The 25,212-nt window shown below is 62.2% G+C and carries 28 protein-coding genes; 13 read left to right on the top strand and 15 right to left on the bottom strand.

The genetic code is table 11. From position 1 onward, the window contains the following. The first annotated feature begins 62 nt into the window (after positions 1-62). From ACK3SC_RS04805 to ACK3SC_RS04795, 3 genes are all read left to right on the top strand, one after another. Positions 63-1,172, top strand: coding sequence for a DNA-methyltransferase (locus ACK3SC_RS04805; protein WP_416838976.1), 1,110 nt, complete (start codon positions 63-65; stop codon positions 1,170-1,172). Positions 1,173-1,342: 170 nt separating this feature from the next. Then, positions 1,343-2,038, top strand: coding sequence for a type I 3-dehydroquinate dehydratase (locus ACK3SC_RS04800; RefSeq protein WP_416838975.1), 696 nt, complete (start codon positions 1,343-1,345; stop codon positions 2,036-2,038). Between the two features lie 27 nt (positions 2,039-2,065). Then, complete coding sequence (locus tag ACK3SC_RS04795; protein ID WP_416838974.1) at positions 2,066-2,461, top strand: zinc ribbon domain-containing protein; 396 nt, start codon at positions 2,066-2,068, stop codon at positions 2,459-2,461. A gap of 61 nt (positions 2,462-2,522) precedes the next feature. On the opposite strand, the gene ACK3SC_RS04790 is transcribed toward ACK3SC_RS04795, so the two are convergent. The 6 genes from ACK3SC_RS04790 to trpC form a co-directional block, all read right to left on the bottom strand. Continuing rightward, complete coding sequence (locus ACK3SC_RS04790) at positions 2,523-3,698, bottom strand: 3-dehydroquinate synthase II (protein WP_416838973.1); 1,176 nt, start codon at positions 3,696-3,698, stop codon at positions 2,523-2,525. A gap of 1,125 nt (positions 3,699-4,823) precedes the next feature. Continuing rightward, entirely contained in the window at positions 4,824-5,243 is a 420-nt protein-coding gene (locus ACK3SC_RS04785; protein WP_416838972.1) for a methylated-DNA--[protein]-cysteine S-methyltransferase, read from the bottom strand. A 103-nt stretch (positions 5,244-5,346) separates the two neighbouring features. Then, entirely contained in the window at positions 5,347-6,147 is an 801-nt protein-coding gene (locus tag ACK3SC_RS04780) for a 2-amino-3,7-dideoxy-D-threo-hept-6-ulosonate synthase (RefSeq protein WP_416838971.1), read from the bottom strand. Positions 6,148-6,171: 24 nt separating this feature from the next. Next, complete coding sequence (gene trpA, locus ACK3SC_RS04775; RefSeq protein WP_416838970.1) at positions 6,172-7,050, bottom strand: tryptophan synthase subunit alpha; 879 nt, start codon at positions 7,048-7,050, stop codon at positions 6,172-6,174. After that, positions 7,050-8,312: a tryptophan synthase subunit beta gene (gene trpB, locus ACK3SC_RS04770; protein WP_416838969.1), complete on the bottom strand. Its 1,263-nt coding sequence runs from the start codon at positions 8,310-8,312 to the stop codon at positions 7,050-7,052. The genes trpA and trpB overlap by 1 nt, the downstream gene beginning before the upstream one ends. Beyond that, the gene (gene trpC, locus ACK3SC_RS04765; RefSeq protein ID WP_416838968.1) at positions 8,309-9,070 is read right to left on the bottom strand and encodes an indole-3-glycerol phosphate synthase; all 762 of its coding nucleotides are present in this window, start codon (positions 9,068-9,070) and stop codon (positions 8,309-8,311) included. The genes trpB and trpC overlap by 4 nt, the downstream gene beginning before the upstream one ends. Before the next feature lie 147 nt (positions 9,071-9,217). Between trpC and ACK3SC_RS04760 the strand changes: the two genes are divergently transcribed. Next, a complete protein-coding gene (locus ACK3SC_RS04760; RefSeq protein ID WP_416838967.1) occupies positions 9,218-9,673 on the top strand; it encodes an MGMT family protein in 456 nt (151 codons plus the stop codon). A 12-nt stretch (positions 9,674-9,685) separates the two neighbouring features. Here the strand turns inward: ACK3SC_RS04760 and ACK3SC_RS04755 are convergent, their stop codons facing one another. From ACK3SC_RS04755 to lonB, 3 genes are all read right to left on the bottom strand, one after another. Continuing rightward, on the bottom strand, positions 9,686-10,024 hold the full coding sequence (locus ACK3SC_RS04755) for a hypothetical protein (protein WP_416838966.1): 339 nt from the start codon (positions 10,022-10,024) through the stop codon (positions 9,686-9,688). 63 nt (positions 10,025-10,087) lie between these two features. Then, the gene (locus ACK3SC_RS04750) at positions 10,088-10,969 is read right to left on the bottom strand and encodes a type II CAAX prenyl endopeptidase Rce1 family protein (protein WP_416838965.1); all 882 of its coding nucleotides are present in this window, start codon (positions 10,967-10,969) and stop codon (positions 10,088-10,090) included. A 6-nt stretch (positions 10,970-10,975) separates the two neighbouring features. Then, positions 10,976-13,057, bottom strand: coding sequence for an ATP-dependent protease LonB (gene lonB, locus ACK3SC_RS04745; protein WP_416838964.1), 2,082 nt, complete (start codon positions 13,055-13,057; stop codon positions 10,976-10,978). Positions 13,058-13,226: 169 nt separating this feature from the next. Between lonB and ACK3SC_RS04740 the strand changes: the two genes are divergently transcribed. The 3 genes from ACK3SC_RS04740 to ACK3SC_RS04730 are packed head-to-tail and all read left to right on the top strand — an operon-like array spanning position 13,227 to position 15,239. Next, on the top strand, positions 13,227-13,778 hold the full coding sequence (locus ACK3SC_RS04740; protein ID WP_416838963.1) for a nicotinamide-nucleotide adenylyltransferase: 552 nt from the start codon (positions 13,227-13,229) through the stop codon (positions 13,776-13,778). Position 13,779: 1 nt separating this feature from the next. Beyond that, entirely contained in the window at positions 13,780-14,622 is an 843-nt protein-coding gene (locus tag ACK3SC_RS04735) for an SAM hydrolase/SAM-dependent halogenase family protein (protein WP_416838962.1), read from the top strand. Next, a complete protein-coding gene (locus ACK3SC_RS04730; protein WP_416838961.1) occupies positions 14,622-15,239 on the top strand; it encodes a trimeric intracellular cation channel family protein in 618 nt (205 codons plus the stop codon). Before ACK3SC_RS04735 ends, ACK3SC_RS04730 begins: the two co-directional genes overlap by 1 nt. A gap of 49 nt (positions 15,240-15,288) precedes the next feature. Here the strand turns inward: ACK3SC_RS04730 and ACK3SC_RS04725 are convergent, their stop codons facing one another. The 4 genes from ACK3SC_RS04725 to ACK3SC_RS04710 form a co-directional block, all read right to left on the bottom strand. Continuing rightward, positions 15,289-16,638 (bottom strand): APC family permease, encoded by a 1,350-nt coding sequence (locus ACK3SC_RS04725; RefSeq protein ID WP_416838959.1) that lies wholly within the window; start codon positions 16,636-16,638, stop codon positions 15,289-15,291. Positions 16,639-16,812: 174 nt separating this feature from the next. Then, the gene (gene thsA, locus ACK3SC_RS04720) at positions 16,813-18,375 is read right to left on the bottom strand and encodes a thermosome subunit alpha (protein ID WP_416839942.1); all 1,563 of its coding nucleotides are present in this window, start codon (positions 18,373-18,375) and stop codon (positions 16,813-16,815) included. Between the two features lie 133 nt (positions 18,376-18,508). After that, on the bottom strand, positions 18,509-18,790 hold the full coding sequence (locus ACK3SC_RS04715; RefSeq protein ID WP_416838958.1) for a HalOD1 output domain-containing protein: 282 nt from the start codon (positions 18,788-18,790) through the stop codon (positions 18,509-18,511). A gap of 59 nt (positions 18,791-18,849) precedes the next feature. Further along, positions 18,850-19,494: a helix-turn-helix domain-containing protein gene (locus ACK3SC_RS04710; protein WP_416838957.1), complete on the bottom strand. Its 645-nt coding sequence runs from the start codon at positions 19,492-19,494 to the stop codon at positions 18,850-18,852. A gap of 271 nt (positions 19,495-19,765) precedes the next feature. On the opposite strand from ACK3SC_RS04710, the gene ACK3SC_RS04705 reads away from it, so the two are divergent. Then, positions 19,766-20,590, top strand: a complete 825-nt coding sequence (locus ACK3SC_RS04705) for an amidohydrolase family protein (RefSeq protein WP_416838956.1) — start codon at positions 19,766-19,768, stop codon at positions 20,588-20,590. Positions 20,591-20,593: 3 nt separating this feature from the next. On the opposite strand, the gene ACK3SC_RS04700 is transcribed toward ACK3SC_RS04705, so the two are convergent. Together ACK3SC_RS04700 and ACK3SC_RS04695 are read right to left on the bottom strand one after the other, a co-directional pair. Next, positions 20,594-21,496, bottom strand: coding sequence for a glycosyltransferase family 2 protein (locus ACK3SC_RS04700; protein WP_416838955.1), 903 nt, complete (start codon positions 21,494-21,496; stop codon positions 20,594-20,596). A gap of 80 nt (positions 21,497-21,576) precedes the next feature. After that, positions 21,577-22,332 carry a class I SAM-dependent methyltransferase gene (locus ACK3SC_RS04695; RefSeq protein ID WP_416838954.1) on the bottom strand — a complete coding sequence of 252 codons (756 nt, stop codon included), beginning with the start codon at positions 22,330-22,332 and terminating at the stop codon, positions 21,577-21,579. A 95-nt stretch (positions 22,333-22,427) separates the two neighbouring features. Here ACK3SC_RS04695 and ACK3SC_RS04690 point away from each other — a divergent pair, with 95 nt between their 5' ends. The 5 genes from ACK3SC_RS04690 (at position 22,428) to ACK3SC_RS04670 (ending at position 25,143) form a co-directional block, all read left to right on the top strand. Continuing rightward, a complete protein-coding gene (locus tag ACK3SC_RS04690) occupies positions 22,428-22,586 on the top strand; it encodes a hypothetical protein (protein ID WP_416838953.1) in 159 nt (52 codons plus the stop codon). A gap of 124 nt (positions 22,587-22,710) precedes the next feature. Further along, the gene (locus ACK3SC_RS04685; protein ID WP_416838952.1) at positions 22,711-22,983 is read left to right on the top strand and encodes a winged helix-turn-helix domain-containing protein; all 273 of its coding nucleotides are present in this window, start codon (positions 22,711-22,713) and stop codon (positions 22,981-22,983) included. 109 nt (positions 22,984-23,092) lie between these two features. Continuing rightward, complete coding sequence (locus ACK3SC_RS04680) at positions 23,093-23,872, top strand: MBL fold metallo-hydrolase (protein WP_416838951.1); 780 nt, start codon at positions 23,093-23,095, stop codon at positions 23,870-23,872. An 81-nt stretch (positions 23,873-23,953) separates the two neighbouring features. Then, entirely contained in the window at positions 23,954-24,670 is a 717-nt protein-coding gene (locus tag ACK3SC_RS04675; RefSeq protein WP_416838950.1) for a YkgJ family cysteine cluster protein, read from the top strand. A 68-nt stretch (positions 24,671-24,738) separates the two neighbouring features. Beyond that, on the top strand, positions 24,739-25,143 hold the full coding sequence (locus ACK3SC_RS04670; protein ID WP_416838949.1) for a TRAM domain-containing protein: 405 nt from the start codon (positions 24,739-24,741) through the stop codon (positions 25,141-25,143). Positions 25,144-25,212: the final 69 nt, after the last annotated feature.

The following is a 25,212-nucleotide window of genomic DNA, read 5'->3' as shown; positions in this document are numbered from 1 at the left end:
CACCGGGTGGCGAGATGCGACCGGGGAGAAACATTTTGTCGCCAGGTGAACACCTATCTACGATGCGCACGGAACACGCCCTCTGCGTGGGCGACGCCGCTGACAGTGGACTCGCCGACGGGAGCGTGGACCTCGTCGTTACCTCACCACCGTACCCCATGATAGAGATGTGGGACGACCTCTTTGCTGCGCGCGACGACGCCGTCGCCGACGCGCTGGATGCAGGTGACGGCGACGCCGCCTTCGAGGCCATGCACGAGCAACTCGATGCGGTGTGGGACGAAGTCGAGCGCGTCCTCACACCGGGCGGCATCGCGTGCGTGAACGTCGGCGACGCGACGCGCAGTCTCGACGGGTCGTTCCGGCAGTATCCGAATCACGCACGGATTCTCACCGCACTCTCTGAACGGGGGCTGATTCCACTTCCAGACGCAGTCTGGCGAAAACCAACGAACAGTCTGACGAAGTTCATGGGGTCTGGAACACTCCCGCCGAACGCGTACGTCACACTCGAACACGAGTACGTCCTCATCGTTCGGAAGGGTGACCGCTCTCGGTCGTTCCAGCCAGGAGACGAGACGCGATACGAAAGCGCGTTCTTCTGGGAGGAGCGAAACCGCTGGTTTTCCGACCTCTGGGACTTCACAGGGACGGCCCAGAAACTCGACTCGGGCACACGAGAACGGTCTGCGGCATTCCCGGTCGAGCTTCCACTCCGACTGATTCGGATGTACTCCGTCTACGGCGACACCGTATTCGACCCGTTCACCGGGACGGGAACCACGACGCTGGCAGCCATGCTCGCCGGCCGCGATTCGGTCGGGTACGACCTCGATGCTGACCTCGTGAACGCGTTCGAAGACCGGATAGACGGGATAGAAGCGCGCTCGCGAGCAGAAGTCGAACGCCGACTCGACGACCATCGGTCGTTCGTGAGCGAGCGAGACGAGCGCCCCGGACACGAGGCCGAACACTACGATTTCCCCGTCGTCACCAAACAGGAACGACAGATTCGATTGTACGCTATTTCGTCGGTGACGAAGACCCGGTCGGGTGCAGACCGTCAGTTCACAGTCACCCACGAACCAATCGACGAGACGACCCCGACCACTCCAGCGCCGTCAGAGTCGAACTCCGACGTAGTCGCTGAAGACGCGCAGACCACCGACTAATTGGACGACACCGCGCCTCGACGCATCGACTGCGACCGATTGCGCCCTGATTGCGACCCGCTTGAGGCCTAATTGCGACCGACTGCGGTCGACTGCGACCTTCCCGTAACCGACTGCAATCCGATTGCGGACACGAACACCGATTTATCACCGGCCGACACACAGGGTGTATGGACCTGTCGTTCGACTCGTTCGTCCTCGCAGCGAGCACTGCAGACCTCTCCGACGAACCGGCCGCACGGGACGTTGCAGACGCTGTCGAGTTCAGGATGGACCTCGCAGACGACCCGCTCGACGCCCTCAGCGAGTACGACGGGTCGCTTCCGATTCTGGCGACGAACCGCGCGACGTGGGAAGGTGGCGAGGCCGACGAGTCCGAAGGTGACCGCCTCGACGCACTGGTCGCCGCCGCCGAAATCGACGCCGTCGCGGCAGTGGATATCGAACTCGCCAGTCTCCGTGACGAACGTGGGAGCGACGCCGCTACCAGCGCACGGGCAGCAGACGCGACAGTCGTCGCCTCTGTTCACGACTTCGACCGGACGCCCGCACGGTCGGCGATGCGCAGCCTCCTCCACGAAGCGGCCACGCTCGGCGACGTCGGCAAACTCGCGGTCACTGCCCATTCGGACGCCGACGCGCTCCGACTGCTCCAGGCGACGCAGACGGCGACCGCGTGGGGAGACACTGTCGCGACGATGGCGATGGGAGACGCAGGGAGACACACCCGCGCTGTCGCACCGGTGTACGGGTCGAAGATTGGCTACGCACCGGTCGACCCCGCGGATGCGACCGCTCCCGGCCAGTACGACGCACAGACACTTCGCTCGCTCGTGCGCGAACTGTCTGACAATCCGGACGTTTAAATGCACGGGCGTTGAGGCCAACGAACAATGGTCGATGCTCGCCGCCGTGCCGTGGTCGCCGCCCTCGTTGGCGTCGTAGGCGCATCTCTCGGAATCGCAGGGGCTGGCCACGTCTACCTGCGAGAGTGGCGACGAGCAATCGCGTGGTTCACCTTCGTCATCGGCGCAGGACTCGTTCTGGTCTCGACGTTCTCAGACCCAGCGACAGCGAGTCTCGAGACGCTGCCGGCTGAGGTGACGGTCCCAATCATTGTCCTCCTGTTTTTAAACGCACTCGACGCGTACCGCGTTGGGATTCGTGGGCGTCGACAGACTACAGACGGCAAACCCGCCTGTCCGATTTGTGGTGGTGCGCTCGACCACGAACTCGACTTCTGTCCATGGTGTGCGACAGAACTCGAATGGCACTACGTCGAAGAGTGACGATTCAGCCGGGCGAAAACAGCGAAAACAGGTGATGTGTGCCGACTCGACGGCCGGGTCGTTACTTCTCGATGATGCTCTCTTCGACGGCCTCGCCGAAGTGGCGGGCCGTATCTTCGTAGTAGATGAGCATCTCGTCACCGGGTTCGAGGTCAGTCACTGCGGTTCGACCGTCTCGTGTGTGGACTTTGATGGTCTCTGCGTTCTGCAGGAGTGTCGTCACACGGTCACCTTCGTAGTCGGCCGTGATGCGGAACATCGGTCGCTTTTCTATCTTCACGCGCCCGACGATTGCCTCGCGAGTGTGACCCTGTTCGTCGACGATTTGCACCTCGTCACCGCTTTCGAGTTCAGAGAGATAGGTCGTCCCGCCGTCGGGAGTCCGCGCGTAAGCGTGGACGGCCCCGGCGTTGACGCGGAACGGGCGAGAGGCGACGTACGGTGACTCTGCGGTCTCTGCGTGAACGAAGAAGAGGCCACGAGACATCGACCCGACGAGCATGCCTTCGTCGTGGTCCATGAGCGACCCGGTATCGACGCAGACACGGTCGGCCATCCCCGTTCGCTCGACCTCTTTGACCTCTGCCCAGACGAGGTCTAACGTCTCGCGTTCGGCCTCGTCTCGAATCTCGGTGGTCTTTCGTATCTCGTCGGGGTCGTCGCTGTCGAGGAGGACGCCGTCTGCACCGATTTCGAGCGTCTCGAAGGCGGCCTGTGCCTCGTCGGCGCTCGTCACCCCGGCGATGAGGTCGGTCTCGTCGCCGATGCGGGCGATGAGGTTCTCTAACGGGATGATCGTCCAGTCTTCGCCGACGACGATGGTGTAGTCGCCGTCGCGAGCGGCTTCCTCGGCGAACGCTTCGTAGTCCTTGCTCAGGATGCGGATGTACGACCCGTTTGCCAGGTCGTCGTCGCGGCGGAGTGTCGTCAGGTCAGCAGACCCAGAGAAGTCAGACGGAAGGTCGACGGTACCGTCGCCTTCGCCGTCTTTCCCGACGATGTACGCGTCGGCGAGTGCCTCGGGTTCATCGTCATCTTCTGCTTCCATCACGTGGACGTCGGCGTCGGTCCGGAACGCGGCGACGTTCACGTCACCGAGTTCGCGGACGTTTTCGACGTCGCCCTCGTCGACGAGGACCCAATCGACGCCTGCTTCGAGGCCCGCTGTGATGCGTCTCTTCCGCGACTCCCAGTCGCCGACCGTATCGTCGGCCTTGAGCCAGACGCTTCGTGTCATTATCGACCACACAAGGTCAGTCGGCTTGAACGTGGCGGATGAATCAACCGACAGCGGTGGACTGTGGCGGAGAGTTCACTGAACCACGAGAGACATATTTTGTATCGCATTATGTGGTTTATCAGGCCCGTATCGGACACAGTTGAGCCAAAATATGGGGCCACAGCAGACGCACATTCTGTGGATGTAGTCTTCGAAGGAGCAACCGGACGACGGGTACTCGAAATAGCGAATGTGTGCTCGACAGCTACAAAGGGAGGACAGACACACACTCGAACCTCCGGGTTCTGTGCATGCAGAAAATTCCGCTGGACATATCTCGGCCCTCCCGTCAGAAGTCTGGGATGGGTGCTCCGTACCTACCGCTCGACGATCTGGGCCCTCGACCGGTGAACGATGCTGCAGCGTTCGGGTTCGTGCGAAAGCCTGTGGGGTACACGGTGAATCCCCGACTCCCCGAGGATAGAAGGCCATGTTTAGCACGCTACCCCAGGGGTTGAGACGGTGAAGACGACTGTCCAGAATTGCGGAATGTGGGGTAGTTCCTGAGGAGACACCACGAAACGTAGAGCGGGTGAGCGACCGAAGCGGTGCCGAACGTCGTCGAATACGTTTGTGGCGATGTCGATACCCGCAGTACACAGGTGGCTGTACAGAAAGTGCGTACGAGCACGAAGGGCGGAGAACACGGCTACGTCCGGTGGAGAACAAGAACATGGACGGGTATCGGAGCACTCGATCACACTGCCCGCCGGTTTCGAGTACCGAGGCTGCTCCACCGGTTCGTTTCACCGCGATGACCGGTGGGCACGTGAGACGGTTCCCCGGAGTCTTCACCTATGCCTTCGATGAACCAACGTTCACGTCATAGACGCAACTTCACGAACACTCGCGTGTGGTTGGGCTCACTCTAAACATACGGCTACAACAGGTGAAACCCCCACTATCTGCATGAAAGACGGCACTCAGAACCAGTCAACCAGTCGAATACGCACCAGATAAACCAAATAGCGCGATACAAAAACGTCCTGTCGCGTCAAATCCCTCGCTGCAGACAGTACGTCCGCTCGGCAGACTCGCTGTCCGGAGAATAGGTGCCCACTGGCCGGTTCGAAGCCGAGAACGTCAGCGATACGCGTCCAGCGCAGACTGTTCCCAGTCGCTGTCGTGTTCGTGGGCGAGCAGTGCGCGTTTGAGATCTACCCCACCCGCAGCAGAGAATCCACCCAGTGAATCGGAGCCGACGACACGGTGACACGGGACGACGAGCGGGACAGGGTTGCGACCACAGGCCTGGCCGACTGGAACGGGGTGGCTATCGATCGCGTCAGCAATCTCGCCGTAGGTACGAGTCTCACCATACGGAATATCCAGCATCGCTCGCATCACGTCGCCGGTGAACGAATCCGGGAGCCTGACTGGCAGGTCGAACTCCCGCCGCTCGCCAGAAGCGTATTCTGCCAGTTGCGACGTGAGTTCCTCCATCGGCGCGTCGAGAAACTCCTCGTCGATTTCCACACCATACTCCCACATCGTAACCTGCATAGACTGTGCTTCGCGGCGAACCCACATTATCTGTGGCGGTCGTGCTGCACGGGACGAGAAACGAAACGGAGCGACGTGAGTGTCAGACGGAGAATGAGGGACGTTAGGCTTCGATACCGAGTCCGGCGCGCTCGAGGGCCGTCTCGACATCGGCATCGTCGTGGATGATGGCGCTCACGGCGCGCGTGATTGCCTCGGGGTCGTCGTGTTGGAAAATAGACCGACCCATCGAGACACCGGCGGCACCGGCGTCCATCGTTCCGCGGACCATCTCGACGGTTTCGCGGTCTGTCCCGCGACTCCCGCCCGCGATGACGACGGGCAGGCGCGTGGCTTCGACGACACGGCTGAAGGATTCCGCATCGCCGCTGTAGGCCGTTTTGACGATGTCTGCGCCGACTTCCTCAGCGAGGCGGACTGCGTGTGCGAGGCTCTCGGAGTCCTGTTCGTCGATACCGGGGCCACGAGCGTACGCCATCGCGAGGACGGGGACACCGAAATCGGCGGCGCGAGAACAGAGGGTCGCGAGTTGCGTCATCTGGTCGGGTTCGTACTCCGACCCGACGTTGATGTGGAACGAGACGGCGTCGGCACCGACGCGGAGGGCGTCTTCGACGGTGCCGGTGAGTCGTTTGTCTGCTTCGTCCGGGCCGATGACCGTCGAGCCGTTGACGTGGACGATGTATCCTTTGCCGTTTTTGTTCGGGTGGACGCGCGGTGCTGTCCCCTTGTGTGTGAGGACGGCGTCCGCGCCGCCGCGTGTGATTGCGTCGATGGTTGATTCGATGTCCACGAGGCCCTTGACCGGGCCGAGCGTGATTCCGTGGTCCATCGGGACGATGAGGTATCGTCCATTTGTCGAAATGCGTTCGAGTCGTGCCGAGATTCCTACGTCAGTGTTCATGTATGTGAAAGGGTGGCAGAGTAGTTATGTGCGTTCCGGATGCGGTGGGCGTTGCGAGAGTCCGACCATCGCACCCTCTTTGAGTTCGCGGGCGAGCGTTTCGAGGCGGTCTGCGACGGTTTTGGGGTCGTCGCCGTTCTCGTGGCCCTGTGCAACGTCACCAGACGTCGTCTGGTTGCCTGCCGAGGTTCCCTCGGCAACGATGTCGACGAGGGCACTTCCGACGATGATTCCGTCTGCACCGCTTCGGACGATACGTTCTGCGTGTTCTCCGCTACTGATTCCAAAACCAACAGCCTTGGGCACGTCGTAGTCGGCCAATCGGTCGAGCGAGGAACCGGTCTGGTCGGAAACGTCCGTCTGCGCGCCAGTCGTGCCGAGACGCGCCTGTACGTAGACGTAGCCGGAAACCTGTTCCATGATGCGCTCGAGGCGTTCGCCCTGTGTCGTCGGTGCGACGATGAACACCAGGTCGAGGCCGAACTCGTCGCAGGCCGCACGAAGCGGGTCGGACTCCTCTGCCGGCAGGTCGGGGACGACGAATCCCTCGATACCGACCGAGGCCGCTTTTTCGACGAACGGGCGCGGGCCGGGGTCGTCGCCGTAGCGGTAGATGAGGTTGTAGTAGGTCATACAGACCAGCGGCACCGACACGTCGAGGTCTTCGACGAACTCGAAGAAACGCGTCGGCGTCATTCCGCCTTTGAGCGATCTAACGACGGCGTTCTGGATGGTCGGCCCCTCCGCGATGGGTTCCGAGAAGGGCAGACCGAGTTCGATGATGTCCGCACCGCCGCGTTCGAGCGCCTCCACGTATTCGAGCGACGATTCGTAGTCGGGGTCGCCAGCGGCGAGATACGGGATGAACGCGGGGCCGTCCGCGAAGGCGTCTTCGAGCGCCATCACAGTCCCCCCGTGAACTCGTCCATGTTCGGCGCGATGTCGATATCGCGCTCGTAGGTCTCTTCGATGGCCGATTCGAGGTCCTTGTCGCCGCGTCCGGAGACGTTGACGACGACGAACTCGCCGAGGTCGTCAGCGTCGTCGGGAGCGTCGGGACCTGCGACTGCTTCGAGATAGCCGAAGGCGTGGGCCGTCTCCAGCGCGGGGATGATGCCTTCCATCTGCGAGAGGCGGTGGAACGCGGTCAGCGCGTCGTCGTCGCCGACGTTGACCGCAGTCACACGGCCGATATCGACGAGGTACGCGAGTTCCGGGCCGACACCGGCGTAATCGAGCCCCGAGGAGATGGAGTGAGACTCCATAATCTGCCCGTCGTGGTCCTGAAGGATAGTCGTTCGCGCACCGTGGAGGATGCCCTCACTGCCAGTCGTGAGCGACGCAGAGTTGGGTGCGACACCAGCCTCTTCGTCGACTTCGAGCGACGACCCGCCTGCTTCGACGGCGTAGAGTCCGACTTCGTCGTCGGACACGAACTCGGCGAACGCGCCCATCGTGTTCGAACCGCCGCCTGCGCACGCGAGAACTGCGTCGGGGAGGCGGCCCATCTTCTCGTGTGCTTGCGTGCGCGCTTCCTCAGAGATGACCGACTGGAAGTCGCGGACCATACTCGGGAACGGGTGCGGACCGACGACAGACCCGATGACGTAGTGGGTGTCTTCGACGTTGGTCGCCCAGTCGCGCATCGTCTCCGAGATGGCTTCCTTGAGCGTCCCACGGCCGACAGTCACGGGGTTGACTTCCGACCCGTTGAGTTTCATCCGGAAGACGTTGGGGCGCTGGCGGTTGATGTCGCGTTCGCCCATGTAGATTTCACAGGGCATATCGAGGTGGGCACAGGCCATCGCCGTCGCCGTCCCGTGTTGGCCGGCACCCGTTTCGGCGATGATTCGCTCTTTGCCCATGTACTTCGCGAGCAGAACCTGCCCGAGGGCGTTGTTGAGTTTGTGTGCGCCGCCGTGGACGAGGTCCTCGCGCTTGAGATACACCTCGCGGCCGTAGCGTTCCGAGAGGCGGTCCGCACGTTGAAGTGGCGTTGGTCGCCCGCCGAAATCACGCAGTCGCGTCCGGAAGTCGTCCATGAAGCCGTCTTCGTTGTTCAGGACGTATCGCTCGTACGCGTCTTCCAGTTCCTCGATGGCCGGCATCAGGGCCTCGGGAACGTACTGTCCGCCGAACTCTCCGAATTTTCCGTCTACACTCATGGTGATGTCGTCAGTGACTGTGTGTTCGCTTGGACGTCGCCGTCCATGATGGCCGTCCCGACGAGGAGGGCGTCTGCGCCTGCCTCGCGCATCCGACGAACGTCGTCTAGGGTCTTCACGCCACTCTCTGCGACGAGCAGCACGTCGTCGGGCACCTCGGGTGCGAGTTCCTCGAAGGTTCCGAGGTCGACTTCGAGTTTCCCGAGGTCGCGGTTGTTGATTCCCACGATATCCGCACCTGCGGCGAGGGCCGCCACGAGTTCGTCGCGCGTGTGGACCTCGACGAGCGGTTGGAAGCCTCGCTCGCGTGCTGCCGCGACGAGGTCAGGAAGGTCGTCGCCGACGAATCGCGCGATGAGGAGCACGAGGTCAGATTCGACCGCGTCGAGCTGGTCCTCCCGCATGATGAAGTCCTTCCGGAGGACCGGCACGTCCACCGCGTCGCGGATACGGCGAAGGGATTCGAGCGACCCGCCAAAGTGGTCGGGTTCGGTGAGAACCGACAGCGCCGTCGCCCCACCAGCGACCATCTCACGGGCCAGTTCGACCGGGTCGTCGTCGCGGACGCCGTCGGTCGTCGGACTCGTCGGTTTGACTTCAGTGATGACCGGAACTCGTCCGTCGGCCGCCGTTTCGGCGACGGCGTCTGGAAACGACCGCGCATCGACCGACACGCGCGTGTCGCCGCCCGGTCGCTCCCGTGCCGCGTCCAGGATGGCGCGTACTTCGGGAGCTAATTCATCTCCGCTAGCGTTCATTGATGTACACTAACGAACGCATCTGTACATAAGGCTTGCGTCGGCGGGGAGACTGACCGTCAATCGCACGCGCACGTGCGCGAAGTCGAGTACAAGTATCCAGTCGTCGCCGGAAGGGTCAAGCGTCCTGCGTGAAGACGCGAACGTATGGAGGTCTCCGGAATCTACGCTCGCACGTCACCGACACTCGACCGTGTCGTACAAGTCGGCGTCGTCAGTGGGAAACTCATCAGCGTCTCGTTTCCCGACGCGATTCCAGACGACGCCGAGCACGACAACGCATATCTCGACGCTGTCATCGACGCCATCGCCGGCGAAGACGCCGATTTGGGTGCGATTCAAATCGGTCTCACCGTCCCCACCGACCAGCGTGCGGTGTTGGAAGCGGTCCGAAACGTCCCACGGGGGGACGCGGTCGATATCGGTGTCGTCGTTCGGATGGCAGGGTTAGACCCCGAAGACGACGACTCGAAGCGTCTCGTTCGTGAGACACTGGCGGCGAATCCGATTCCGGTCGTCATCCCCGACCACCGGGTTCGAGACACGCCGAGTGGAGCGCCCGCCGATGTTGCTGACGCACTCCGCCGAGCGGAAGGAATCTAAGTCTTCGGTCCGTCAGAACGGCGCGGCGTCTGTCTGCCGGCGCAGTGCGAGATAGCCGAGGAGGCCAGCGAGCAGGAACAACGTGCTGGCGAAGGCGATCGACTGGAGGCCGGTCACGAGTTCGGCGAACTGTGCGATACCGGCGAGGAGAAAGCCACCACCGGCGATGTATTTGAGCTGACTGTCGACTGGCACCTGCAGTGTGACGACGCCGAGAAGAATGGCGACGATACCAAACGCGACGTCTGCCGCGAACTGAAGTGTTGGATTCCCCGTGGCGATGGCCGCAACGACCAAGACGAGATACCCGATGAGTCCCGCCTGTGTCAGCATCTTCGTGTCGATGTCCATACCAGTACCGCGCAGGCTGGGCACTTGAACACATCCCCGCACAAGTGTTCGAGCGGTGTGACGCTACCAGCCGAATAGTTCGTTGCCGACGAACTCCAGCGCGTTCACGAGGTAGTGGGCGACGAAAACGACCAGCAGACTCCCTGTGAGGACGAACGTCGCCGCGAGGACGAACCCGAGGAGGCCAGTGACGACGATACCCAGCCGGCCCTGAGCCGTGTGACCTGCACCGAATGCGACCGACGAGACGGCGGCCAACAGCCACGGCGACACGTCGAATCCGACCGAGAGCGCACCGATGAGCGCGCCACGGAACAGCAACTCCTCGAATCCTGCGATGAGCGGAAGGGCGACGACGAGCAACAACACCCACCCCATCGTCGTCTCGGGCGTGAGTGACTCTCTGAGTGCTTCGTCGGGAGCGAACCCGAGGTGCCGACTGAGTGACGACCCAATCCGATTAAATCCGTAGAGGGCGACACCGAGGACCGTACCGAGGGCGAGTTCCATCGGAACGTTGCCAACAGAGATACCGAGCGCCGACGCTGGGATACCCGCGTACCACGCACCCATGGCCAAGAACCCGCCCAGCAACCCCTGTGAGACGGCGACGTTGGCGATGAGGAGGTACGTCGGCATGTCCGCGGGTGACGAGGACGAGTGTGCCCTCGGGACGACGGGTGTGGGCGTGGGACGGTCGCGTTCGTGGTCGTCCGCCGACGCTGAGACGACCGTCGTGGACGCTGTGTCGTCGCCGTCGAACTCAGCAGCGTCGCCACCGAACCTATCAGCCTCGTCGTCTGTCGCAACTCGAGCGTCAGTGTCGTCGGACGGCAGAGAACTGACTCCGTCTCCGTGTGGGATACCGCGTGAAAAATATGCGAACGAGAGGAGGACGACGAGGACGAGGCCGGTAAAGCCCGTAAACGTCGCCCAGTCAGCCATCCCGCGTTACTGCGGGCTTGGGCTGGAGGGCCCGACGCCCTTGCCCTTGTTGAGGGCAGAGCCAGTGATGCTCTTGAGGCGGTCGACGAGCGAATCTTTCTCGGGTTCGCCTTCGAGGGCGACTTCGAGAACCTCGCTGATGTGCGAGACGGGGATGATGTCGATCATCTCCTTGTACTCGTCTTCGATCATCACGTCCTGCTCGTTGGAGGCCGGGATGATGACCGTCTTACAGCCAGCCTTCGCGGCGGCCTCGATCTTGTGGGTGACACCGCCGACTGGCAGCACGTCACCGCGCACTGACAGCGAACCGGTCATGGCGACCGACTGGTCGATGGGGATGTCCTCCAGCGCGGAGATGACGGCGGTCGCAACCGTGATGGATGCGGAGTCACCGTCGACACCTTGCTGGCCGGTCTGGACGAACTGCACGTGCACGTCCATCTCCGAGAGGTCCTGGTTAGAGAACTTCTTGATGATGGCCGAGACGTTCTGGACGGACTCTTCTGCCATCTCCTTGAGTTGCCCCGTGGCGATGACGCGACCCGGACCCTGCGACGGCGTGACCTCTGCCATCACGGGGAGCATGATACCGGAGTCTTGGCCCATCACTGCGAGACCGTTGACGCGGCCGGTGACGAACCCATCGTTGACCGAGAGTTCGTAGTCCTTGCGGCGCTGGATGTACTGGTCGGCAATCTGTTGTTCGATGGAGCGCGCGCGCATCTTCGCCTGCAACACGTGGTCGCGAGTCGTGTACTCTGCGGCCTCGCCGCGAGCGATGTCGCCAGCGACACGGACGAGCCCACCGAGATTACGGAACTCGAGGGTCAGGTGGCCCTTGCGGCCGGCACGTCGACGGGCTTCGAGGATGACTTCCTCGATTGCCTGTTCGGTGAAGTGCGGCAGACGGCCGTCGTTGGAGACTTCCTGTGCCACGAAGCGTGCGTACTTGCGGCGCATCTCGGGGCTGTCCTCGATGGTGTCGTCCATGTAGACCTCGTACCCGTACCCTTTGATACGAGAGCGAAGTGCGGGGTGCATGTTCTCCATCGCGTCGAGGTTACCCGCCGCGATCATGATGAAGTCAGTCGGAACGGGTTCGGTCTGGACCATCGCACCCGAGGAACGCTCGGACTGGCCGGTGATACCGAACTCGCCTTCCTGAATCGCCGTCATCAGGTGTTGCTGACTGCGCACGTCGAGGGTGTTTATCTCGTCGATGAACAGCACACCCTTGTTGGCCTTGTGGATGGCCCCGGGTTCGACGCGGTCGTGACTCGGCGTCTCCATCCCACCGGACTGGAACGGGTCGTGCCGAACGTCGCCGAGCAGCGCACCCGCGTGAGCACCGGTCGCGTCCTGGAAGGGCGCGGCCTTCTGGTCGGCGTTGTTCACGATGAGGTTCGGAACCATCGCGTCGCCGCCACGCGAGCCGTAGCGGAACGCGAGATAGATGATACCCGCAGCGAGGATGCCAAGGAGGACCTGCTGTGCGATGATGAGGGAGTAGCCCAGCACCACCGCGATGATGATCCACATGAGGAACGAGCGCATCTGGTTGCGCTTGCGTGCTTCCTCTTTGTGGGCCTCTACAATCTGGTCACCTTTGCCCGCGGGAACAGTGCGGACCTTCGGGCGGTTACCGTCGTCGGGGTTGTGGTAGACGAGAACGTCCTGTAACTCTTCGCGGGGGAGGAGTTCGGACATCGCCTTCGCGAGCATCGACTTCCCCGTCCCCGGAGAGCCGATCATCATGACGTGGCGGCGCTGTTTGGCCGCCTTCATGATGACGTCGCGGGCGTGTTCTTGTCCAATGACCTGGTCGACGAGTCGGTCTGGGACAGTAATCTCTTCGGAGGAATCTATCTGAAGTCCACCGAGGAGGTCGTCTTCGTCCACGTCGTCGGCCACGTCGGCCTCGATTTCGACGTCGCTCCCGAGGTCGTCGATAGTTTTGTTATCGACCTCTTCGGCCTCGTCCTGCTGGAGATTCGACTCGCTGTCTGTCCCCTCGTCGAAGGGGACCTCAGCGGGCGAATCCTCCTGCTCTTGGAGGCTGTCGTCGGTATTCGTATCGTTACTCATAGAACTGTCGTCGCTACTTCTAATGTAGGCCCTACGCCTGATATACTTTCTCCCCATTTGCATAACTCGTACATTGCCGATACTGCATGTTTCGAAGCCCCTACCACCAGAATACCGGATTTAGACCAACTCGGCGTATTTATAAGTAGTCCGACCAAACGGCCAACCAATGCGGGGGTTCTACATCGGCCGGTTCCAGCCGTACCACAACGGCCACCACCGAATGGTCGAAGAAATTGCCTCACAGGTCGACGAACTCGTCCTCGGCATCGGGTCCGCAGGTGACTCACACTCACCGCGGAATCCGTTTACTGCTGGCGAGCGAATCATGATGGTCAACAAGGCCGTCTCTGATTTCGACATCACGACCTACGCGGTCCCAATCGAGGACCTCGACCGCAACTCGGTGTGGGTCAGTCACGTGCAGTCGATGTCGCCAGCGTTCGACGTCGCGTACTCGAACAACCCGCTCGTCATCCAACTGTTCACGGAGGCGGGCGTCGAAGTTCGGCAGTCGCCCATGTTCAACCGCGACGTGTTGGAAGGGACCGAAGTGCGACAGCGAATGATAGAAGACCGCGACTGGGAGTCGCTCGTTCCCGATGCCGTCGCCGACGTCATCCGCGAAATCGGCGGTATCGAGCGAATTCAACACATCACCGACACCGACCGGTCCGAGGCCGCATCGTCCGGTGTCACCGACGATTCGAACCCCTGTTGAGATGATTACGCTCGCGTCTGACTTCGGGTCGGCGTATCCCGCCGCGATGAAGGGCGTCATCCTCTCCAAGACGGACGCTCGACTCGTCGACGTTGCACACGACCTGCCCCGACAGGACGTTCGCACCGCAGCGTTCTGGCTTCGCGAGACGCTCCCGTATTTCCCGCCTGCAACGCACCTCGCCGTCGTCGACCCCGGCGTCGGAACCGACCGCCGAGCAGTCGTCCTCCGCGTCGGCGACCACGTCTTCGTCGGCCCCGACAACGGCGTTCTTCGCCCCCCGGCACGTCGCATCGAAGCGGAGAGCAACGAAGAGAGTCCGGTCGAGACCAAAGGCGATGGAGAGAGTCCGGTCAAGACCGAAGGCGACGGAGACACCCCAGTCGAAGCCTACGAGATTCACGTCCCTGACCCCGACTCCACGACCTTCCACGGACGCGACGTGTTCGCCCCTGCGGCAGCAGATGCCCACGTCGTCGGCGCGGACGCGCTCGACACCATCGACCGATTCGAAGCACTCTCGGTCGATTCACTCACCGACCTTCGGTTTCCGGTGGCAGATATCGACGTCGACGCGACGACTGCACGCGGCGAAGTGCTCGTCGTCGACGACTTCGGCAACTGTCTCACGAACGTTCCCGGGTCGTTCGTCCGCGGCCACGACACCGTCAGTGTCAACGGCGAACCCGTGCCTGTGGGCCACACCTTCGAGGCAGTCGAACGCGGTGAACGACTCGTCACAGTCGGCAGTCACGGCAACGTCGAGTGCGACGTAAACCACGGGCGAGGAGACGAGGCGTTCGGCCTCGTGCCCGGCGACACCCTCACTCTCACTGTCAAGTGATGGCGGCAGCAATCGACCCCTTCGCGGTGATGAACGTCGTCGGACTGCTGGCGTTCGCCATCGCCGGGTCGCTCAAAGCCGCCGACGCCGGCCTCGACATCTTCGGCGTGGCAGTGCTCGGGGTGGTGACGGCACTCGGCGGCGGGACGACCCGAGATATTCTCGTGGACCGCCTCCCGGCCTCACTCGCAACGACTGGAGACATGAGCGTCGCGCTCGTCGGTGTGGGCCTCGCACTCGTCCTCATTCGCTCGCTGCACGGGCAGGTGCGAGACCATCCCGCATTCTTGACCTCTGACGCGATTGGGCTCTCGGCGTTCGCGGCAACCGGCGCGCTCGTCGGCGTCGAGGCGGGCGTCTCGCCGTTCGGCATCGTCATCCTCGCGACGATTACCGCCGTCGGTGGTGGCTCTATCGCGGACATCCTCATCGGGCGCGTTCCAACCGTCCTCCGCGACGATTTCTACGCGACTCCAGCGGTCGTCGGTGGTGTGGCGTTTCTCATCGCCGAGGCAGTCGGTGCACCGACTGTCGTTCCGTCGGCGCTCTGTGCCGCGCTCGTGTTCACGGTGCGGATGCTCGCGCTCCGATACGAGTGGCGATTGCCGCGAGTGTGACCTACCGAGATAGAACGGGGAAACGCAGCGGTTTCGGCAGCGATTGGCCTCACACCTCGTTTTCGATGCGGCGTTCGACCGACCGAACCTCGCGTTCTAGCGGTTCCCGTTCGAAGTAGAGGAGTTCGACGCCGATGACCACCACAGCGAGGACGAGCACCGTCCAGAACGTCCCGCGTTCTGCGTCGAAGAGATGCCACAGGAGGGCGACCACAGACGCCCCCGCACCAACAGTCCCCAGCGTCGGAATTGCAGTGCTCAGAAGGTTCTCGCGCTCCTGCAAGGCGAGGAAGCACAGTCCGCCGAAGATACTGATGAAGGCGAGTGAGGCGAACGAACTAATCGCGTCTAAACTCCCGACGAGGGCGAATCCAGCGGCGAGCACACCGAGCGTGAGCAGTGGTCGAATCGGTTCGTCGGCCTCCTCGTCGCGGAGTCTGCTCGGGAGCAAGTCATCGATGACGAGGTTCTTCGAGAGACGCGCAGAACTGAACAGTGTGGCGTTGATTGCGCTTCCGGTGGAGAACAGCGCCGCAACGGAGATGAGAACGAAACCTGCTTGCCCGAGGAAGGGCCGGGCAGCGATAGCGAGCGCGGTCTCGGCGTGTTGTTGGATTGCCTGTGTCCCTGCGAGGTTCGTGGTCACGAGTGCGACGAGGATGTACAACCCAGTCGCGCCGACGATGGAGACGTACACCGCCGTTCGGACGGTCTCGCGCGGGTCCTCGATGCTCTCTTGGTCGAACAAGAGGAGTTCCCACCCCTCGAACGCGACGAACGAGATGCCGGCCGCGACGAGTGGCCCGACGCCGACGTTGCCGAGGCCGAATTCGAGGCCGCCGTGTGTCGCTCCGTAGGAGACGCCACCGACGCCGAAGACGAGCAAGATAGCGACTTTGAGTCCCACGAGAACGTCTTCGGCGCGACCAGACGCGTGCGCACCGAAGATGTTGAGTCCGACGAACACCGCGATGACGAGAACCGAGATGACGGGTTGGAGCGCGAACGACCCCACTGTCGAGACACCGACGAGACCGGTGAGGTCCACTGTCGAGACGCCAGTGAGTTCGGTGAAATAGCCACCGAACGCGTAGGCGTACATCGCCATCGTCCCGACGTATCCGAAGACGAACGTCCACCCGACGACACCCGAGAGCGTCGTATTTCCGGTGAATCGCTGGACGTACCCGACTGGCGTTCGGGGGGAATCACAGAGACTGTTCAACCGGAGCAACGAGTATCCTGCACATAGCGCGAGGACGCCAGCGACGACGAACGCTGCCCACGCGAGCGTCCCTGTCGCACCCGCGACGACACCGAGAACGGCGAAGATGCCGCCGCCAACCATTCCACCGAGTGCCATCGACACGGCTTCTGGAAGCCCGACATTGTCGGACATACTGTGTCGTGTTCGGCCCTCCTGTCAGTTGAATATACTGGCTGTTTGGAAGACTCTCTTCGAGAGTGGACGGTCGACGACGAGCGAATGAGTGAACGAAAAGCGACACGAAATAGCCCGACGGCGAGAGGCGTGCCGTCGATGAGCAGTACAGATGTAGTCGTCCGTGACTACTTACTTGGCAGCGATGACGTCGTCGATGCGGACGATCATCGTCGCGGCTTCGGTTGCGGACTCGATGGCCTCGCGCTTGACGGCCACGGGGTCGATGACGCCGTGTTCAACGGGGTCACCGATTTCGCCGGCACGGCCGGTCGAGATGATGCCGGCGATGCCTTCCTTCTCGTAGCGAGCGCGAAGGTCAACGAGCGCGTCGATGGGGTCCATCCCCGTGTTCTCTGCGAGCGTTCGTGGGAGGGCTTCGACGGCGTCGGCGTAGGCTTCGACAGCGAGTTGCTTGCGACCCTCGATACCGGCGGCTTCAGACCGGATACGGTCGGCAATCGCGATTTCAGTCGCGCCAGCGCCGGGGACGACACCGCCCTTGTCGATGGCGGCGACGACCACGTCGATGGAGTCGTTGATAGCGCGTTCGAGTTCGTCGACGACGTGCTCGGTGCCACCGCGGAGGAACAGCGTCACGGACTTGGCCGCGGCACCGCCTTCGACGAAGGTGAGTTCGTCGTCACCGAAGCGGCGGATGCTGACGGAGTCGACGTGCCCGAGGTCGGACGTTTCGAGGTCGGAGAGCGACCCGAGGCGCTTTGCACCCGTCGCACGGGCGAGGGAGCGAGCGTCGGAGTTCTTGACGCTCTTGAACGCGAGGATGCCTGCGTCGGCGAGGAACCCGGCGACGCGGTCGTCGATGGCCTTCGTGCAGAACACGACGTCGACGCCGGCGTCCTTCAGTGCCTTCGCGTAGCCACGGAGTTCGCGGTCTTCGGCGTCGATAGCTGCGGTGAGCTGGTCGACGGAGGTGATGTTGTACTCGGTGTCGACCTCGCTCTTGCGCACTTCGAGTTTCATGTCGAGGACGGCCACAGTCGCGTCTTCGACGGAGTGGGGCATGTTCTCATTGACGGGTTCTTTGTCGAGGACGACACCCTCGACGAGTTCGGTCGCAGACGACGATGCGCCCGTGCGGGTGAGGACGCGAACGTCTTCGCGGTGGAACTTCCCGTTGCTGTCCTTGTGGACCATTCGGACGCCCTTGACGACGTGTTTCGCGAGCACGTCGGCCGTGACGTCGCCGGTTCCCTTGCCGGTCATCGAGGACTCGGCGACTTTCTGGAGCAGGTCGTCGTCGAGGTCCACGTCGAGGACCATGTCGTCGACCGCTTCTTGTGCGATGCGGGCCGCCTCGGTGTACCCTTCGACGATGACGGTCGGGTGGAGGTCGGAGTCGAGGAGGTCCTCGGCGTGCGCGAGAAGTTCGCCCGTGAGGACGGCGGCGGTGGTCGTCCCGTCACCGACTTCTTCTTCTTGCGTCTGGGACACTTCGACGATCATCTGCGCGGCGGGGTGCTCGATGTCCATCTTTTCGAGGATGGTCGCACCGTCGTTCGTGATGACGACCTCACCGGAGGAGTCGACGAGCATCTTGTCCATGCCGCGCGGACCGAGTGTGGTCCGTACTGCCTCTGCGACGGCCTTGCCGGCACGGATGTTAGAGTCCTGTGCGGAGCGGCCGCGCGTTCGGTTCGAGCCCTCTGCGAGAATGTATAACGGTTGCTGCATTCGTGAAGCCATATTGAAACCTCAAGCGCTAACAACGATTGCAGTTCTATAAATATGTTTCGGCGTGGGGTGAGCTAAGAAATCGCACGACAGGGTGGCGGTTGCCGAGCTAAAGAGTCACGTGGTCAGCTGGTCAATCCTCTCCTTTTGCGACAGTCACCGTTCCATCGCCGAACAGTGAGACGAGGAATCCGGCGTAGTGGAACCGAATATGCCGAGATGCATCACGAGAGGGTTGGAACAGGGCGTCTAACGCTTCAGGGTCCACCCCGATGTCGGCTAATGGAGGGAGTTCGAGTGGGCTGAGTTCAGTTGCTGTCGCGACAGCAGAGGTGATTGCAACGGCGACTTCGTCATATCGGTCAGCGGAGATGGTTACCACGGACCCAGCGTGTTCGTCCAGCTGGTCGTCCATACTGTTCGCAACGGTAGTGGAGTACGTATGGGTGTGGGTTGACTATGTAATCTTGCGGGTCAACGACCCTGTTCCCGTGTCAACTCCGCGAACGTTCGGTACGCCCTCCGGAGACGTGCCGCAACGGCCTGTCGCGAGATATCGAGTTCTGCACCGAGTTCGTCGAGTGAGGTTCGCCGGTGTTCGTCGAAGTAGCCGTGTTCGAGTGCGAGAAGCAGCGCCTCGCGTTGGCTCTCGGTCAACTCGTCACTGACAGACGTTTCGACGGAGTCGAGGGGAGTGATGCGGTCGAATTCGGAGTCGATGCCGTGGGCGGCCCAGTATCGGCGTAAGTCGCTCAGTGCGCTATGGGACGGAATACGAAGTTTGAGTCGCCACGATTCGGTGGTGGTGGCACATTCGAGGAGGACGGCATCGAAGTTCGATACTCCCGCGAAAAGTCGGTCCTGGGTGAAATCCCAGTCAGCCGCGTAGAGTGCCCCGTTCGGAACCGCCTCGATGAGTTCCACCGCAGATGTGTCACGCACAGACTCGAATGCGTCGAGGAAATCGGCTGCGTCAGGGCCCCACACCCAAACGTACGAGGGCTCGTCCGCCGAAACCGAGATGACTCGTTCCAGCTCGACGTCGACGTCGTATCGTTCGACTGACAGACCGAGTGGGAGTACAGAAAGGGGAACGAGAACCTCAGCAATCAGACACACAGTGAACGATAGCCGGAACAGACCAAAAAGCTGCGTCGTTGTATTCTCTCGCGGCACTCTGGGAGAAATGACTGTCTCGAGTTCTGTCTGAATTCTGCCTCGAATGCTATCAGAATGCTGTCCTAATTGTGGTCTCGAATGCTGTCGGAATCCTGTCTCGAATCTCTCCCGCGGCTGGCGTCGAAACGTGCTGGTGCAATTCAAACGGCCAACACGTATTCAGCGCCGTGATTCTACAACCTATTTGACGAACACGGGTGACCCAAGAATGATGCTGGAGTTGGAACACGGGTTCAGGGTGGTCGACGTAAACGCTCGCCTCGACCCAGACAAACAGTCGATTGCGACGCGCGGGCGAGAGATTAGCCCCGAGCGATTAGAACGAGAACTGCATCAGGCGGGTGTCGTTCGGGCGATCGTGTCGCCGGGTGCCCAACCCGGAGACCAGAGTTACCTCCGGCCGAACAACGCCGTCGCGCGGATGAGCGTGGACCGACCGTTCCTCGCGTTTGCTCGCGTCAACGGGCCGCGCGACCCGAGTGGACGGACGTCTGCTCGACTCCGGAATCTCACGTCGTCGCGAAAAGACTACCACACGGACCCCGACGACGTCGAGCAGTACGCCTACGACGACAGGTTTCACGGATTCAGTCTCGCGCCGGCCATCGATGGCCTGCCGGATGAAGAGACGCTCTCGATGCTGGAAGACGTCGGCCTCCCCGTCTTCGTCCAGAGCGGACAGGAGTTCGAACCAAGTGCGGTCGCTGAGTCGCTGTTAGGACGCTTCCCCGTGATTCTCTCGAGTTTCGGTGGCTTCCCACTCGACCGAGACCTGATGGACGACGCGCTGGAACTCCTCGACGACCACGAGGACCTGTATCTCGAAACGAGTTTCGTCCGCTATCGCAGTGTTCTCGAACAGGCGCTCCTCGAACATCCAGACCGTGTCCTGTTCGGGAGTGGCGCACCGGAGACGCACCCGAACGTCGGCGTCATGGAGATACTGACACTCGACGTGTCGGAAGACGCGTTGGCTCGTGCGTTCTCGAAAAACGCTGCCAGAGTCATCTCGGCGCTCGGGCCGGGAGAGTCCTGACTGTTAGCGCCAGTCGTAGCGGGCGACTGCGCGGTCCGCGCGCGCAGAACACCCGTGTGGATTGCGGGCCCGAGAGCGGTCACGGGCGCGAGCGACCATCCCATCGGACGCACCTGTCGCGATGCCAGTAATCACGTCGCGTCCAGTTCCAACCCACCCAGACGGCGTTACGTCGCCTTTGAGAACGCCCACGGCGGCTTGGCCCGCGTCGGAGGCGGCGTGTTTGACGGTTCGTTTGATGGTCGCCGGTCGAAGTCCGTAGTTCTTTACGAGGCGATAGGTCAACGCTCGATACTTCCACCCCCACTCTTGTTCCGAGATACCGCCATCGGCTTCGAACTCACGGCGAACGCACATCTCGGGTGCCCACGCGACGTCTCGACCGAGAGATGCGAGGCGGTGTGCGGCGTCACGAGCACCGCCAGTCAAGAGATACTCGTCGAACCCGTCGAGCGATTCGATGACGTGGCGGCGGAAGGCGACGTTGCTCCCGTTGAAGTAGGTGACCTCGCGGCCTGCGATGGTGTTTTCCTCTACCGATTCGGTCGTCATCCCGTTACGGAGCGTCTGATGGAGCGGTCCGGTGGCGACATCGGCGTCGTCGATGGCGTCTTCGAGTGCCGAGAGCCACGAGGGTTCGACTGCGAGGTCGTATCGGAGGAGGGCAATGACGTCGCCGCGTGCGACTTCGATGCCCGCGTTTCGTGCGACGTTCAGATTTCTGTCGGAGAGTTCGACGAGTACGTCTACGTCGTCGCGTTCGCGTACCATCCCGGTCGTTCCGTCGGCCGAAGGGCCGTTGACGACGATAACCTCGGCGTCGGGGGCGTACTCCGCCAGCGCGTCGAGGCTGGTGGCGAGACGCTCCCGACCATTGAGGGTCGGAAGCACAACCGAGAGTTCCATACCCGACACTTGCGATGGACGCACTTAAATGTGAATCGGCAACCGTGTTACTGTGTATCGAGAGAAGGCGTCACGAACGCTTACTCAGCATCGCTTGCGCGTGTCGATGCACGCGCTGCTGTCGCCGCACCTTCGACGTTGGCGTTCCAGTACGACACCGATGCGATATCGTCACCAATCGGTGAGCTACCGACCGAGAGGTCGAGCGACCGGAACGGCCGCGCGATCCCGTTCGGCACCTTTCGGTAGAATCCGAACGGAACGACGAAGTCGTGTTTGGCGTCCGTGAGTTCGAGTCCCGCGTCGGTGAGGAGTCTGTTGACCTCCGTTTCGGAGTAGAGTCGCGACCCCATCGGAAGCAACCAGTTGTACGCGACGCGAAGGCTCTGGTCGTTGAATGTATCGAAAAACACCTGATTTTTCGAGACGCGAGCCATCTCCGCCAAGAACTTCGCTGGTGTGTCCGCGAGGTGGAAAAACCGCATCGCAAACACTGCATCGAAGTAGTCATCCGGGAATGGAAGCCGTGCAGCGTCGCCCCGAAGGAACTCGATCCGATCGGCGACTCCTGCTGCTCGGGCTTTCTCCCGCCCCTGTACCATCATCGCCCGCGAGATGTCCAGTCCGACGACGTTCGCTCCCTCCTGGGCGAGCATCACGGTGAACCGACCGGTCCCACAGGCGATTTCGAGGATATTCTTGTCCTCGACAGGGCCGAGTGCCGCGAGGACTGCCTCTTTTTCTCGCCGGTCGATGAGCCGACCACCCTTGGAGAACCGCTTCGAGTCGTACTCCTGGGCGACCTCGTCGGCCTGGTACCACTCCTTTCCTTTCACGCTACGCATAGTCGCGGGGGCGATGGTAAAACGGTACTGGATATCCGTTGCGGTCTATGGATATACTTTCATCTGTAGAACGCATACCATGGTATATGCCAACGTGCCGAAGTTGCAGGTCGGAACACGACGCCGAAGAACTGACGCGTCACGTCATCGAAGAGTATCTCATCATCCACTGTCCCGACTGCCACGCGCCGATGGGGAGCTACCACGTCGGCGCGCCAGCGGTCGATACGATGCAGAAGGCCTGATAAATCGATTGCTGGGTGGCGAATGTCTCCCGAACCGCAGACGATAATATGTGTATAAGGTGTCTGCATTGTTTTGTCACACTTGAAGCTAACTCTTAACACAGAGGAACAATCTGACACTGGTATGAGCACCACTACCGCAGAGCCAGATACAGAAGACATCCTCACGGAAGCCGAGTTCCGTAACCGCCTCCGCGAACTACCGCCGAGTGCGAAACTCGTCGCCAAAGTTCTCGAAAGCGATGCCCCGCTCTCGCAGGGCCAACTCGCAGAAGAGTCGCTGCTGCCGGACCGCACCGTCCGCTACGCTCTCAACCGTCTCGAAGAGTCCGACCTCGTCGGTTCGCGCTACTCCTTCAAGGACGCGCGCAAGCAGGTCTACTTCCTCAACACGTAAACTGGACGGCCACCGAATCGCAGTCGACTACGCCCGCGGGGGCGCACCCCGCAGACCAAGCCACCACTTCTGCCGAACCGATAAACCACCCGCGAGCGTAGCCGTCGGCATGCACGTCACGCGCGTCTCGGTTCCCGTCGCGACTCGCGCCCCTACTGGTGCGACCAACGCCTATCTCGTCTCCGACGGCGGCGAACGTTTGCTCGTCGACCCGGCGGCCCGAACGCCCGAACTCGACGCACTCGTCGAAACGGGCCTCGACCACGTCGCAGTCACCCACACTCACTCGGACCACGTCGGTGCGGTGGCCGACTACGCGCGCGACACAGGCGCAACCGTCTGGTGTCGTCGCGGCCGAGAGCGCGAGTTCGTCGCCGCGACTGGCGTCGAACCAGACCAGACCTTCGTCGAGGGGACGACCATCCCCGTTGGATCCGGTGTCGAGGTACTCGACACACCGGGGCACGCACGCGACCACGTGACGTTCGTCGTCGGCGACGACTCCCTGACGGGTGACCTCGCAGTCGCCGAAGGGAGCGTCGTCGTCGGCGCGCCCGAAGGCGACGTTCGCGCCTACCTCGTCGCACTCAGACGGCTCCACGCGCGGAACCCGGACACGCTCTATCCCGGCCACGGCCCACCGATTACCGACTCGCGCGCGACACTGGCTCGCCTCATCGACCACAGAAACGCCCGCGAATCGAAGATTTTCGACGCCATCCGCGCGGGCAACGAGACGCCCGACGCCGTCACCGACGCCGCGTACGACAAGGACATCTCGGCCGTTCGTGACCTCGCTCGCGCGACGGTCGTCGCCCACATCGAGAAACTCGCGGCCGAGCGTCGCGTCCGGTGGGACCCCGAAAACGAACACGTCACTCCCCGTTGAGTCGGTGACGACAACGGTCGGCGAACGCTCCTGGTCGCTTTGAACCGCGTGCCTCTTGACGCTCGCGCTCGCATCAGGGGTATGGACCTCGAAGCCGAACTCGCACGCGCCCGCGACCTCGACGTGTCGGAACTGGCCGACGCCATCGAGTCGCTCGGCTTCGAATGCACACGCTGTGGCGCGTGTTGCAAAGGATACGAGACGGACGACGGCGACCGAGAACCCCACACCGCGACTATCTTCCCGGACGAAGTGCGGAGGATTCAGGAAGCGACCAACTACGACGCAGACGGCGACTCCGTCGCCGTGGCCTCCAGCTCGGACGCCTCACTGGAGTGGAGAGACGTCGCTCGTCCCATGCCCTACGGCCTCGTCGAGGGCGACGACGGCCTCGAAGGCGAGACGTTCGAGTGGGCACTCCAGACGAACGCCTGCGGCGACTGCCGATTCTACGAAGAAGACGACGCGGGGAAGGGAGCCTGTCAGGTCCACGCGGACCGACCACTCATCTGCGAGACGTACCCGTTCAGCGTCGACCTCGCGGGCACGAGTCAACCGATGGGCGAGGCGGTCGACGAAGCAGGAGTCGTCCGCGCACACGAGTGTGAAGGCCTCGGCCGAGATATCTCACGGGCAGACGCAGCGGAACTGGCGAGTGCACTCAAAGAACGCGCCATCCGCGAGATCGAGGAAGCAGTCGCCGTCTCGGACGCCTACTCCCCGGTCGAAACTGGTCCGGGTGAGGTGGTCGTCCACGACTCTGAAGGTGCCAAATCCCCGGATGGGTCGGACGTGTGAGTGCCGAATGTCAGGGACGGCGGTACATCTTTAACAGTTCGGGATGACCACATAATGGAGGTCTAACGGTGGAAATCTCAGATAAACTCCTGTGTCTGTTCAATGCTGACGTTCGCACCGAGGACGACCGATATATCGTCGAGATTCCTCGCCGCGAAGTCGAAAATGGGGCGATCGACCCTGGCGAGACGTATCGCGTCGCGCTCATCTCTCGTGAAACGCACGAAGTTGTCGAGCCTGAATCGAGCGGCGAGACGGCCCCGTCCGCCGAACCACAACCGCCGGTCGAACCCGGTGAGCTTCGATACGTCGAAATCGAGGATATCGGCAAGCAAGGTGACGGCATCGCCCGCGTCGAGCGTGGCTACGTCATCATCGTCCCCGGAACCGACGTTGGCGAACGCGTAAAAGTCGAAATCACCGAAGTCAAGTCTAACTTCGCAGTCGGCGAAGTGGTCGAAGACGACTTCTAAGCGCTTCATCTTTCGAACACTGCGGTGCTGCTGTCCTCTCTCGGGGTGATTGCTGCCGATTCATTCGTA

This window comes from Haloferax sp. DFSO52, assembly GCF_048158745.1.
GTDB lineage: Archaea > Halobacteriota > Halobacteria > Halobacteriales > Haloferacaceae > Haloferax.
Note: the sequence above shows the minus strand (reverse complement) of the source record. Positions and strands in the feature narration are given on the sequence as shown.